The 12,857-nt window shown below is 69.9% G+C and carries 12 protein-coding genes; 7 read left to right on the forward strand and 5 right to left on the reverse strand.

What is annotated here, in order from left to right; genetic code table 11:
• Nucleotides 1-41: 41 nt before the first annotated feature.
• Nucleotides 42-836 (reverse strand): GntR family transcriptional regulator, encoded by a 795-nt coding sequence (locus tag STRVI_RS06425; protein WP_014054808.1) that lies wholly within the window; start codon nt 834-836, stop codon nt 42-44.
• 261 nt (nt 837-1,097) lie between these two features.
• Between STRVI_RS06425 and STRVI_RS06430 the strand changes: the two genes are divergently transcribed.
• From STRVI_RS06430 to STRVI_RS06455, 6 genes are all read left to right on the forward strand, one after another.
• The gene (locus tag STRVI_RS06430) at nt 1,098-2,369 is read left to right on the forward strand and encodes an extracellular solute-binding protein (protein ID WP_014054809.1); all 1,272 of its coding nucleotides are present in this window, start codon (nt 1,098-1,100) and stop codon (nt 2,367-2,369) included.
• A gap of 5 nt (nt 2,370-2,374) precedes the next feature.
• Nucleotides 2,375-3,376: a carbohydrate ABC transporter permease gene (locus STRVI_RS06435; protein WP_014054810.1), complete on the forward strand. Its 1,002-nt coding sequence runs from the start codon at nt 2,375-2,377 to the stop codon at nt 3,374-3,376.
• Nucleotides 3,373-4,203 carry a carbohydrate ABC transporter permease gene (locus STRVI_RS06440; RefSeq protein WP_014054811.1) on the forward strand — a complete coding sequence of 277 codons (831 nt, stop codon included), beginning with the start codon at nt 3,373-3,375 and terminating at the stop codon, nt 4,201-4,203. Before STRVI_RS06435 ends, STRVI_RS06440 begins: the two co-directional genes overlap by 4 nt.
• A 9-nt stretch (nt 4,204-4,212) precedes the next feature.
• A complete protein-coding gene (locus tag STRVI_RS06445; protein ID WP_014054812.1) occupies nt 4,213-5,772 on the forward strand; it encodes a glycoside hydrolase family 3 protein in 1,560 nt (519 codons plus the stop codon).
• 51 nt (nt 5,773-5,823) lie between these two features.
• Nucleotides 5,824-6,894 (forward strand): SIS domain-containing protein, encoded by a 1,071-nt coding sequence (locus tag STRVI_RS06450; protein ID WP_014054813.1) that lies wholly within the window; start codon nt 5,824-5,826, stop codon nt 6,892-6,894.
• Between the two features lie 372 nt (nt 6,895-7,266).
• A complete protein-coding gene (locus STRVI_RS06455; RefSeq protein ID WP_014054814.1) occupies nt 7,267-8,736 on the forward strand; it encodes a PAS domain-containing sensor histidine kinase in 1,470 nt (489 codons plus the stop codon).
• Nucleotides 8,737-8,893: 157 nt separating this feature from the next.
• Here the strand turns inward: STRVI_RS06455 and STRVI_RS06460 are convergent, their stop codons facing one another.
• On the reverse strand, nt 8,894-9,151 hold the full coding sequence (locus STRVI_RS06460) for a WhiB family transcriptional regulator (RefSeq protein WP_014054815.1): 258 nt from the start codon (nt 9,149-9,151) through the stop codon (nt 8,894-8,896).
• 317 nt (nt 9,152-9,468) lie between these two features.
• Nucleotides 9,469-10,437, reverse strand: a complete 969-nt coding sequence (locus tag STRVI_RS06465; RefSeq protein WP_014054816.1) for a diacylglycerol/lipid kinase family protein — start codon at nt 10,435-10,437, stop codon at nt 9,469-9,471.
• 80 nt (nt 10,438-10,517) lie between these two features.
• Here STRVI_RS06465 and STRVI_RS06470 point away from each other — a divergent pair, with 80 nt between their 5' ends.
• Entirely contained in the window at nt 10,518-11,063 is a 546-nt protein-coding gene (locus STRVI_RS06470; RefSeq protein ID WP_014054817.1) for a hypothetical protein, read from the forward strand.
• A gap of 241 nt (nt 11,064-11,304) precedes the next feature.
• Here STRVI_RS06470 and STRVI_RS06475 read toward each other — a convergent pair whose 3' ends face one another.
• Both STRVI_RS06475 and STRVI_RS06480 read right to left on the reverse strand, forming a co-directional pair.
• Entirely contained in the window at nt 11,305-12,210 is a 906-nt protein-coding gene (locus tag STRVI_RS06475) for an RNA polymerase sigma factor SigF (RefSeq protein WP_086019615.1), read from the reverse strand.
• A 17-nt stretch (nt 12,211-12,227) separates the two neighbouring features.
• Nucleotides 12,228-12,641: an anti-sigma regulatory factor gene (locus STRVI_RS06480; RefSeq protein WP_014054819.1), complete on the reverse strand. Its 414-nt coding sequence runs from the start codon at nt 12,639-12,641 to the stop codon at nt 12,228-12,230.
• Nucleotides 12,642-12,857 lie beyond the last annotated feature (216 nt).

Genomic DNA, 12,857 nt, shown 5'->3' on the forward strand with positions numbered 1-12,857 from the left:
TGGCGCGGCTCAGCCTTGGCGCGCCCCGGACGTACCGCCGCTCAGCCGTTCGGCCGCTGGAGCCGGGCCACGAACTTGTAGCGGTCCCCGCGGTAGACCGACCGCACCCACTCCACCGGCTCCCCGGACGCGTCCCGCGAATGGCGCGAGAGCATCAGCATCGGCAGCCCCACATCGGTGCCCAGCAGCCCCGCCTCGCGCGGAGTGGCCAGCGAGGTCTCGATGGTCTCCTCGGCCTCGGCCAGGCGGACGTCGTACACCTCGGCCAGCGCCGTGTAGAGCGAGGCGTACTTGACCAGGCTGCGGCGCAGCGCGGGGAAGCGCTTGGCGGACAGATGGGTGGTCTCGATCGCCATCGGCTCGCCGCTGGCCAGCCGCAGCCGCTCGATGCGCAGCACCCGCCCGCCGGCGGCGATGTCCAGCAGCCCGGAGAGCCGGTCGTCGGCGGTGACATAGCCGATGTCCAGGAGCTGGGAGGTGGGCTCCAGGCCCTGGGCCTTCATGTCCTCGGTGTACGAGGTGAGTTGCAGCGCCTGGGAGACCTTGGGCTTGGCCACGAAGGTGCCCTTGCCCTGGATCCGCTCCAGCCGTCCCTCGACGACCAGCTCCTGCAGCGCCTGGCGCACGGTGGTGCGCGAGGTGTCGAACTCGGCGGCCAGGGTGCGCTCCGGCGGGACCGGGGTGCCCGGTGGCAGGGTCTCGGTGATGTCCAGCAAGTGGCGCTTGAGGCGGTAGTACTTCGGGACGCGCGCCGTACGCGCCCCGGCGGAGCCGTTGCCGTCGCTCTCGGCCGTCGTGATGGCCGCCGCTGCCGCCGTTGCCCCCTCGGTCTCCATCGCGCGCCCTTCCGACTCCTGGTCCGCTGCCGTCACCGGCGTCTGCCGCCGTTACCGGTCTCCTGAAGAATCCAGCGCCTCACATCGTGGCACGGTCCCGGCTCCGGGCATCCGCTCGGTCCGGATGTCGGGAAGTGTCGGTCCGGTAACGGAGCCGCCGGTGACTCTTATACACCCTTGACACCCCAAAAGGTCTAGGCCAAGCTGCGGGCACTGGTCTGGACCATTAAACCCCTCGTCCGGCCTTCTGAGGAGAGTGCTGTGAAGCGTGGGCTCATAGCGGCGACGGGTGTCGCGGCAATGCTGGTATCCGTCGCGGCCTGTGGGTCCGACGGCGATGACAAAAAGGCCGGAGCGGATGGTTTCAAGGGCGAGACGCTGACCGTCTGGGCGATGGACGGCTCTACGCCCGACGGCTGGACGAAGGATGTCAAGGCCGCTTTCGAGAAGAAGACGGGCGCCAAGCTGAAGCTGGAGATCCAGCAGTGGAACGGCATTCAGCAGAAGGTGACCACCGCGCTCTCGGAATCCAATCCGCCGGATGTGCTGGAGATCGGCAACACCCAGACGCCGTCGTACGCGCAGACCGGCGGACTGGCCGAACTGGATGACCTGAAGAAGTCGATCGGCGCCGACTGGGCGGAGTCGATCAACAAGTCCGCGGTCTACGACGGCAAGCAGTACGCGGCGCCGTGGTACGCGGCCAACCGGGTCGTCCTCTACAACAAGAAGATCTGGGCCGACGCCGGGATCAAGGACACCCCCAAGACCCGTACCGAGTTCTTCAAGGACCTCGACACCATCCAGAAGAAGACGGACGCCGAGCCGATCTATCTCCCTGGCCAGAACTGGTACTTCTTCGACGGGCTCACCATCGGCACCGGCGCCGACCTCGTCAAGAAGGACGGGAAGAAGTGGGTCTCCAACCTCGCCGACCCCAAGGTCGGCAAGGCCATGGACATCTACCAGCAGTACCAGTCCTTCAGCAAGGCCCCCAAGGACAAGGACGAGGCCACCCCGCAGCAGGGCGAGGTCTTCGCCAAGGGCAAGACCGGCGCGTTCATCGGCATGGGCTGGGAAGCCGGTATCGCGATCAAGGCCAACCCGAAGATCGAGAAGGACCTCGGCTACTTCACCATCCCGGGTGAGACCGCCGGCAAGCCGGAGGGCGTCTTCCTCGGCGGCTCCAACCTCGCGGTCGCCGCGGGCAGCGAAAAGCAGGAGCTGGCCAAGGAGTTCCTGAAGATCGCACTGAATGACACCTACGAGGGACAGCTCGCCAAGGAAGGCGGCGTCATCCCCAACAAGGAGTCGCTCCAGGCGCAGCTCAAGGGCAACCCCGCCGGACTGGCCGCCGCACCGGCCGCCGCGACCGGCGGCACCACCCCGCTGATCCCCGAATGGGCCCCGGTGGAGAACGCCCCGAACCCCGTCAAGACCTATATGACCGCGGTGCTCACCGGTAAGTCGCCCGCCGAGGCGGCCAAGTCGGTCGAAGGCGAGCTGAACAAGCGCCTCAGCCAGGAGCGTTGAGCCCAATGCCCGTAGCGACCGAACGCCAGGACCCCGGCCCGGCGGCGGCCGGGGTCCGCCGGAGCGGGGAGCCGCCAGGCACCCGCCGCCCGGCCCCGGGCACCCCCGGGCGCGGACGGCTGACCGGCGCCGCCCCGTACCTCCTGCTGCTGCCCGCGCTGGTGGCGACCGTGCTGCTGCTGGGTTGGCCGCTGGTCAAGGACGGCCTGCTGTCGTTCCAGAACCTCAATATGCGGCAGCTCATCCAGCACCTCACCGAGTGGAACGGCGTCGACAACTACCGCGAGACACTGACCAGCGAGGACTTCTGGCGGGTCACCCTCCGGTCGATGATCTTCACCGCGGTCAACGTCGTGCTGATCATGCTGCTCGGCACCCTGGTCGGACTGCTGCTGGCCCGCCTCGGCAGCAAGATGCGGCTGCTGCTCTCGGTCGGTCTTGTGCTCGCCTGGGCCATGCCGCCCATCGCCGGCACCACGGTCTTCCAGTGGCTCTTCGCCGCCCGCTTCGGGGTGGTCAACTGGGTGCTGGACGCGCTCGGCTGGCACTCCATGGCGCACTACAACTGGACCGGCAGCCAGTTCTCCACCTTCTTCATCATCACCGTGCTGATCGTCTGGCAGTCGATCCCCTTCGTGGCGATCAACCTCTACGCCGCGACCACCACCATCCCCGGCGAGCTCTACGAGGCGGCCGCGCTCGACGGCGCCGGCACCTGGAAGAGCTTCACCTCGGTGACGTTCCCCTTCCTCAAGCCGTTTCTGCTGGCCACGACGTTCCTCGAAGTCATCTGGGTCTTCAAGGCGTTCACCCAGGTCTTCGCGATCAACGAGGGCGGCCCGGACCGGCTCACCGAAACCCTCCCCGTCTACGCCTTCATCGAGGGCGTGGGCAATCAGCACTACGGCATGGGCGCCGCGATCTCGCTGCTGACCATCGCCGTCCTGCTGGCGCTGACCTCCTACTACCTCCGGATCGTGCTCAGGCAAGAGGAGGACGAGCTGTGAAGCGCTCGCCGCTCGCCCGGCTGTGGCCCAACGTGACCGCCGTCGTGCTCTTCATCGGCTTCGCGTTCCCCGTCTACTGGATGTTCACCACGGCCTTCAAGCCGACCTCGGACGTCATCTCCGAGGACCCGGTGTGGTTCCCGACCAGTGCCACCCTGGACCACTTCCAGAAGGCCCTGGACGCCAAGAACTTCTGGACGCTGGTGGGCAACTCGCTCACCGTGACCCTCTCGGCGGTCGCCCTCTCGCTGGTGATCGCGCTGCTCGCGTCGTTCTCCCTGGCCCGGATGCGGTTCAAGGGGCGCCGCGGCTTCCTGGTGACCTTCATGATCGCGCAGATGGCGCCCTGGGAAGTCCTGGTCATCGCCGTCTACATGCTCGTCCGCGACGGCGACATGCTGAACAGCCTGCTTCCGCTGACCCTGTTCTACATGGTCATGGTGCTGCCCTTCACGATCCTCACGCTCCGCGCCTACGTGGCCGCGATCCCCAAGGAGCTGGAGGAGTCGGCGATGGTCGACGGCTGCACCCGTCCGCAGGCGTTCGTCCGGGTGATCTTTCCGCTGCTGGCGCCCGGCCTGATGGCCACCTCGCTCTTCGGCTTCATCACGGCCTGGAACGAATTCCCGCTCGTCCTCATCCTGAACAAGGACCCGGAGGCCCAGACGCTTCCGCTGTGGCTGTCCAGCTTCCAGACCGCCTTCGGCGACGACTGGGGTGCCACCATGGCGGCGGCCTCGCTGTTCGCCATCCCGATCCTGATCCTGTTCCTGTTTCTGCAACGCAAGGCGGTCGGTGGGCTCACTTCCGGCGCTGTGAAGGGATGATCCCGGTTTATGACGACCCTCGCGCATGACTCCGCCACCCTCACCCGCGACGCTCTCACCGTTCTGCAGCCAGGCTTCACCGGCACCACCGCCCCCGACTGGCTGCTGCGGCGGCTCGGCGAGGGGCTCGCCTCCGTCGGCCTGTTCGGCCGGAACATCGCCTCGCCCGAGCAGCTCGCCGCCCTCACCGCCGAGCTGCGCGCCGAGCGCGACGACGTCCTGGTGGCCATCGACGAGGAGGGCGGCGACGTCACCCGGCTCGAGGTGCGCGCCGGCTCCTCCTTCCCCGGCAATCTGGCACTCGGCGCCGTCGACGACCCGGAGCTGACCCGGGCCGTCGCCCGCGAGCTGGGCCGCCGCCTCGCCGAGTGCGGCGTCAACCTCAACTGGGCGCCCTCCGCCGACGTCAACTCCAACCCCGACAACCCGGTCATCGGCGTGCGCTCCTTCGGCGCCGAACCCGGGCTCGTCGCCCGGCACACCGCCGCGTACATCGAGGGCCTCCAGAGCGCCGGGGTCGCCGCCTGCACCAAGCACTTCCCCGGCCACGGCGACACCGCCGTCGACTCCCACCACGCCCTGCCGCGCATCGACGCCGGACTCGACACCCTCACCGCCCGCGAACTGGTGCCCTTCCGCGCCGCCGTCACCGCCGGGACCAAGGCCGTGATGAGCGCGCACATCCTGCTGCCCGTGCTCGACCCCGACCTGCCCGCCACCCTCAGCCCCGCCGCGCTGCACGGCCTGCTGCGCCGGCCCGTGGCCGACGGCGGCCTCGGCTTCGACGGGCTGATCGTCACCGACGGCATGGAGATGCGGGCCATCGCCGACGCGTACGGCATCGAGCACGGCAGCGTCATGGCCATCGCCGCGGGCGCCGACGCGATCTGCGTGGGCGGCGGGCTCGCCGACGAGGACACCGTGCTGCGGCTGCGCGACGCGCTGGTCACGGCCGTCCTCGAGGGACGGCTGGCGGAGGAGCGGCTGGCCGAGGCGGCGGCGCGGGTGCGCGCCCTGGGGGAGTGGACGCGGCACTCCGCGGGACCGCGCGCGGCGCACGGCATCGAGCCCGCCGCGGGGGTGGGGCTCGCCGCCGCGCGCCGGGCGCTCAGAGTCACCCCGGCCGGGCTGTCGTACGAGCCGGTGACCGGGCCCGCCTACGTGGCCGCCCTCACCCCGGTCGCCAACATCGCGGTTGGCGAGGAGACCCCCTGGGGCGTCGGCGCCGAACTGGCCCGGCTGCGTCCCGGCACCCAGGCCGCCACCTACGGGCGGCAGGACGCCGAGGCCCGGGGCGTCCCCGCGCTGATCGAAAATATGCTCGATGCGGCGGCGGACCGTAGGATCGTCGCTGTGGTCCGCGATGTCCACCGGCACCCCTGGATGGCCGACGCGCTGGACGCCCTGCTCGCCGCCCGGCCGGAGACGGTCGTCGTCGAGATGGGCGTGCCCCAGGCGCCGCCCGCCGGAGCGCTGCACATCGCGACCCACGGCGCCGCCCGGGTGTGTGGACGGGCGGCGGCCGAGGTGATCGCCGGCATCGGCGCCGGTGACCACTCCGGGGACTGATCCCCAGCCCCCTCAGCACAGCCGGCACAGAGCCACCTGGAGGCACCCAGCATGTCCGCCACGACGACGGCCCAGCGCAGCGACCAGCCGGGCCGGATCATGTCCGGCGAGATGGCCGAGCAGCCCGCCGTGCTGCGCCGCATCCTCGACCAGGGCGCCCCGCGGATCCGCGAGGTCGCGGAGCGGATCGCCGCCCGCAACCCGCGCTTCGTCCTGCTCACCGCCCGGGGCACCTCCGACAACGCGGCGCTGTACGCCAAGTACCTGCTCGAGGTGCTGCTCGGCAAGCCGTGCGGTCTGACCTCCATGTCCACCACCACCGCGTACGGCGCCCAGCCGGACCTCACCGATGTGCTGGTGATCACCGTCAGCCAGTCCGGCGGCTCCCCGGACCTGGTCGCCTCCACCGAGGCCGCCCGCGCGGCCGGTGCGATCACCCTCGCGGTGACCAACAACCCCGACTCGCCGCTCGCGGCCGTCTCCGAGTTCCACATCGACGTCCTGGCCGGGCCGGAGAAGGCGCTGCCCGCGACCAAGACCTACACCGCCGAACTCCTCGCCCTCTACCTCTTCGTGGAGGGGCTGCGCGGTGGCGACGGCGCGGCCGCCAAGGTGCTGCCCGACCTCGCCCAGCAGATCCTCGACCGCCAGGACGAGGTCCGGCAGCTCGCGGCGCGCTACCGCTTCGCCGAGCGGATGGTCCTCACCTCCCGGGGCTACGGCTATCCGACCGCCAAGGAAGCCGCCCTGAAGCTGATGGAGACCAGCTACATTCCGGCACTCTCCTACTCCGGCGCCGATCTGCTGCACGGTCCGCTCGCCATGGTCGACAACATCTCGCCGGTGATCGCGATCGTCACCGAGGGCAAGGGCGGCCAGGCGCTGCAGCCGGTCCTGGAGCGGCTGCGCGGCCGGGGCGCCGACCTCGTCGTCATCGGCGGCGCGTCGGAGGTGGAGCGGGCCTCGGCGGGGTTCGCCCTGCCGACGGACGGAGTCGCCGAGGAGCTCCAGCCGATCCTGGAGATCCTCCCGCTGCAGATGCTGGCGTACGAGGTGACGATCGCGCGCGGCCAGGACCCGGACGCGCCCAGGGCGCTGGCGAAGGTGACGGAGACCCGCTGAGGCGTACGGCCGGGCGTACGGCTTGGGGTACGGAAAAGGCTCCCGCGGCCTTCGAGGAGGCGCGGGAGCCTGAGTACGACGGGTGCTCGGGAGCCTTGAGCACGACGGGTGGGACACCCGCGGGCCGCGGCGCCAGGGCGGGACCCTCAACCCACCCGGCACCGCAGCCCGGAGTTGCATCGGCCGAGCGGCCGACCTGAGGACCCCGGGCGGTCAGGGCAGAGCGCTCCGGGCTCCTCGATCCGCCCTCCTGTGCGGGGAGAGCGGAAGATCGCAGTGCTCGATATTCTGGACTAGACCACTGCTGTCTGTCCATGCTTATGCGCGAATAGGCTAATCCACCGCTGAGGGTAGGCTCACCATGTGCCCTCCATGAACGACCTCGTACGCCAGCACACCGCACTCGACGACTCCGACCTCGAGTGGCTCCATCTGCTGGTCTCGGAGTGGCAGCTCCTCTCCGACCTCTCGTTCGCCGATCTCGTGCTGTGGGTCCCCACCAGCGACGGCACCCGGTATGTCTCGGTGGCCCAGATGCGGCCGAACACCGGGCCCACCTCCTACCAGGACGACATGGTCGGCCATCTCGTCCCCCGAGGCCGCCGTCCGATGCTCGACGCGGCGCTCGACGAGGGCCGGATCGTCCGGGAGGGCGACCCCGAGTGGCGCGAGGAGGTGCCGGTCCGGGTGGAGTCCATCCCGGTCCGGCGGGAGGGCCGGGTCCTCGGAGTGATCGCGCGGAACACCAACCTGCTGACCGTACGGACCCCCAGCCGGCTGGAGCTCACCTATCTCCAGAGCGCGTCCGACCTCGCCCAGATGATCGCCGCCGGATCGTTTCCGTTCCCCGATCAGCAGGTCGACATGGACGCGTCACCGCGCGCGGGCGACGGGCTGATCCGGCTCGACGCGGACGGGGTGGTCCAGTACGCGAGCCCCAACGCGCTCTCCGCCTACCACCGCCTCGGGCTCGCCGCCGACCTCGTCGGCCACCATCTGGGCAAGACCACCGCCGAACTCGCCCCGGTGCGCGGCCCGGTGGACGAGGCGCTGGTCAAGCTGGCCAGCGGCTGGGCGCCCCGGGAGTTCGAGGTCGAGGGCGGCGACGGGGTCATCCAGCTACGGGCCATTCCGCTCAAGCCCAAGGGGCTGCACATCGGATCGCTCGTGCTGCTCAGGGACGTCACCGAACTGCGCCGCCGCGAGCGCGAGTTGCTCACCAAGGACGCCACCATCCGGGAGATCCACCACCGGGTGAAGAACAACCTCCAGACGGTGGCCGCCCTGTTGCGGCTGCAGGCCCGCCGGATGGACTCGGCGCAGGGACGGGAGGCGCTCAACGAGGCGGTGCGCAGGGTCGGCTCGATCGCGATAGTCCACGAGACCCTCTCCCAGAACCTCGATGAGCGGGTCGAGTTCGACGACATAGCCGATCGGGTGCTGGCCATGGTGGCCGAGATATCGCCCGGAAAGGTGACCGGCCGTCGCACCGGGCGCTTCGGCATTCTCGAGGCCGAGGTCGCCACCCCGCTGTCCATGGTCCTCACCGAGGTGCTGCAGAACGCGCTGGAGCACGGCTTCGGACCGGGGGAGCAGGGCACGGTCGAGGTCTCGGCGGTGCGCGGTGGCAGCGGTGAGGAGAGCCGGCTGATGGTGACCGTCCAGGACGACGGGCGGGGGCTGCCCGAGGGGTTCGACCCCCAGCGGGCCGGAAACCTGGGCCTGCAGATCGTCCGCACCCTGGTGGAGGGCGAGCTGGGCGGGACGTTCGACATGGTGCCCGCCCCGGAGCGCGGCACCCGTGTGGTGCTGGACTTCCCGGTGCGTGCCGAGAAGCACTGAGGCGTCGGCCACAGTTCTACAACTGCCGGACGGGCATAGCCCCGTACCCCGGAAAGCACTGAGCCCCGGACCCATCTGGTCCGGGGCTCAAAGCTCAATTTGCTGTGCGCATCGGGGGTACTACGCGCTGCGGCTCGGGGGCCACGGGGTGCGGGCTTCAGGCGCTGGCGTTGCGTGCCCGGTTGCGAGCGGCACGGCGCTTCATGGCGCGGCGCTCGTCTTCGCTCATTCCACCCCAGACGCCGGAGTCCTGGCCGGACTCAAGCGCCCACTGCAGGCACTGCTCCATGACGGGGCAGCGGCGGCAGACGGCCTTGGCTTCCTCGATCTGCAGCAGCGCAGGACCGGTGTTGCCGATGGGGAAGAACAGCTCGGGGTCTTCCTCGCGGCAAACGGCGTTGTGACGCCAGTCCATGGCTGCTCCATCTCCTCGTATTGCGGGCTCGTTGCTTGTGAATGTGAACGCTTTCACGAATCCCCCCGCAAGGGTAGGGACGCCGACCAGTTGGGGCTGGTGCGGTCCCGTGGAATGAGGTGGGGGTTCGGGCTCTCAAGGGGGCCTTCTGGAGGCCGTCCCGATCGCCAAGAAGAGACTCGCAAACCTCGGCGGCGGATACAACCCCTTCCGGAAAGTTTTTTTTGATTCCTTGGTGTCGACTCAGTCACAGCCGTACTTCCGGTGGGTGGAGGCCAGCCTAAACGTTCGAGTGGAAGGACTTTTTGCGGTCTCACTCACACAATCACACGCAGTGCACGGCGTACGCCTGTGAACGTCACGCTCGTACGCAGTCCCAGATGGTCACCGTCCATCTGGAACGGCAGTGGCGCCTGGGATTGCAAGGTGAAGTCCTCCACGTCGTGGAGCCCCACCACATGCTTGCCGCGGGGGCCGCGCTCGGGCGTCGACATCAGTAGCTGAGTCGCGTAGCGAGTCACCGCCGACGTCGACAGCTTGGTGAGTCCCAGCACGTCGAGGGCGGTGTCGAAGGACGCCTGCGGGGACGCGTAGACCGGGCGGTTGCCCAGGAACGTCCACGGGGAGGTGTTGCAGACTATCGACAGCGCCAGCCCCTCGACCGGGTCCTGGCCGGGCCGCCGAATCGTGATGGCGCCCTGCCGCCGATACGGCTCTCCGATGAACTGCCGCACCATCTGGCGTATGTAGAGCGCGTGGGTGGACCGCTTGCCGCGCTCGCGCTGCTGCTCGACCCGGCCGATGACGCTCGCGTCGAAGCCGAGCCCGGCGCAGAAGGTGAACCAGCGCGCCGGGACCGACTCGTCCGGCGTGCCGGGGGTGCCGGCCGCGAGCCCGAGGCCCACGGTGCGCTCGGTGCCGTCCCGCAGCGCGTCCAGCAGGGCGCCGGTCGCCTCGACGGCGTCATTGGGCAGCCCCAGCGCGCGGGCGAAGACATTGGTGGAGCCGCCCGGGACGACCGCGAGCCGGGGCAGTTCGCGCGGGGCGGGGCCGTGGTGGAGCAGTCCGTTGACGACCTCGTTGACGGTGCCGTCGCCGCCCAGGGCCACGACCAGTTCATGAGTGCCGCCGTCGACCGCCCGCCGGGCCAGATCGCGCGCATGACCCCGGTACTCGGTGGTCACCACGTCCAGCTTCAGATCGCTGGCGAGCGCATGGAACAGAACATCCCGAGTGCGGGCACTGGTGGTGGTTGCTGCCGGATTGACCACAAGGAGCGCGCGCATGCGCGTCAGCCTACCTATCCGAGACGACCGGCCCGAGGGGGGTAGGGTCCGGGCGGCCCGGGGGCGGCTACGCTGCTGGGGTGAGCAGTAAGAAGTCCGCTACCGCGAAGAAGGCACAGAGGGTCACGGCGCGGAAGGCGACCGAGCGGAAGGCCGCGGCGCAGCAGGCCACGGCCCGGCCGGACGCCGAGGCCGCCGCCACGGCGACCGGCGCCGCCGACGACGCGCCCACCGGGCCCCGCCCCACCCGGCTGACCGCCGCCGCGGTGCTGGCCGCCGCGGAGGGCGTGGTGCTGCTGGGCTTCGGCGTCTACGTACTGATCATGGGGCTGACCGGAAACCCGGAGAGCCCCCAGCAGGCGGAGATGCTCGGCGTCACCGTGGTCGCGCTGGCCCTGCTGCCGCTGCTGGCGGCCCGCGGACTGTGGCTGCGCCGCCGCTGGAGCCGCGGCCCCGCGATGATCACTCAGCTCATGGCGCTGCCGGTGGCCTGGACGCTGGTGCAGAACGGCGGCGGGCTGATCGCCGCCGGGGTGGTCACCGCCATCGCGGCCCTCGCCGTCCTGGCGCTGCTGATCAACCCGACGGCGACCGAGGCCCTCGGTATCGGCCCCCGCGACGCCTAAGCGCTCCGCGGGGAGTGCCGCGAGGTGCGGTCGTTCATCCGCGGCTGTGTCGTGGCTGGTCGCGCCCACGCGGCGGAGCCGCACATCGACACAGCCCCGCGCCCCCTTTGGGGCGCACCCGAACCGCACCGGACTTCATCGAGGCCGCCTAGCCGGTCACCCCAGCGCCGGACACGGCTGACAGGAGAGTCCCACGGCCGGTGCCCGGGAAGCCCCGGGCACCGTGGGCCGGATGCGCTCGCTACTCCTCGACCAGCAACTTGTCGCGCAACTGCGCGAGTGTGCGGGCCAGCAGCCGGGAGACATGCATCTGGGAGATGCCGACTTCCTGCGCGATCTGCGACTGCGTCATATTGCCGAAGAAGCGCAGCAGCAGGATCTTCTTCTCGCGCGGCGGCAGATCCTCCAGCAGCGGTTTGAGCGATTCGCGGTACTCGACGCCTTCCAGCGCCTCGTCCTCCGCGCCGAGGGTGTCGGCGACCGCCGGGGACTCGTCGTCCGTGTCCGGTACGTCAAGGGACAGGGTGCTGTAGGCATTGGCGGACTCCAGCCCCTCCAGCACCTCCTCTTCGGAGATGGACAGTTGCTCGGCCAGCTCATGGACGGTCGGGGCGCGGCCATGGCGCTGGGAGAGCTCCGCGGTGGCCGTGGTCAGCGACAGCCGCAGCTCCTGCAGCCGGCGCGGCACCCGCACCGCCCAGCCCTTGTCACGGAAGTGGCGCTTGATCTCGCCGACGACCGTGGGTGTCGCATAGGTCGAGAACTCCACCCCGCGGTCCGGGTCGAACCGGTCCACGGATTTGATGAGCCCGATGGTGGCGACCTGGGTGAGGTCGTCCAGCGGCTCACCGCGGTTGCGGAAGCGCCGGGCCAGGTGCTCCACCAACGGCAGATGCATACGCACGAGGTGGTTGCGCATCTCGGCCCGCTCGGTGGAGCCTTCCGGCAGCCCGCGCAGCTCGAGGAACATCGCCCGCGCGCCGCTCCGGTCATGTGGATCGTGCTGCTGATGCACCTGCTCGTGCTGATCCATGTGGTCCGCCCGCTCTGGTCGGTCTCCTGCCGCCTCCGAGTCCGCGGGATGCGGCCGGGCCGGCGGGTGCGGGATGGCCGGGGTACCCACTCCCCGCGATGATGCAGTGCTCACGGAGCCCCCTTTTTCCGTCACGGCTGTCCGGGGCCGGCGCCGCGCTCCTTGTACAGGCTGATGCTGACCGTTCGGTCCTCGGCCACGGTCGAGTCCACCTTGCCCGCCAGTGCGGAGAGCACCGTCCAGGCGAAGGTGTCGCGCTCGGGGGCGCGGCCGTCAGTGGTGGGAGCCGAGACGGTGACCTGCAGTGCGTCGTCGATCAAGCGGAAGACGCAGCTCAGCACACTGCCGGACACGGCTTGCTGCAGCAGGATCGCGCATGCCTCGTCCACGGCGATACGCAGATCCTCGATTTCGTCGAGGGTGAAGTCCAAGCGGGCTGCGAGGCCGGCGGTCGCCGTACGCAGCACCGACAGATAGGCACCCGCAGCGGGCAGCCGGACTTCCACGAAGTCCTGGGTCCCGGGCTCGCCTGCGATCTGGGACACCCTCACCTCCAAGGTGACACAAGCTGATTGAGCTGAGCTGATTGGAGCGTCGGCCCCGAACCCTTATGGTGGAGGGTGGACGGACCGGCGCTGTATGTACTTTGGCTGCGACGCTATCGCGATCTGCGGTTCGGTGTCGCCCGGACGAAGCACGGCCCCCATCACGGGTGAACCCCGGCCCACAGAGCCGCGATATCACTCATAGTAAGCACATGA

The organism is Streptomyces violaceusniger Tu 4113 (genome assembly GCF_000147815.2).
Classification (GTDB): domain Bacteria; phylum Actinomycetota; class Actinomycetes; order Streptomycetales; family Streptomycetaceae; genus Streptomyces; species Streptomyces violaceusniger_A.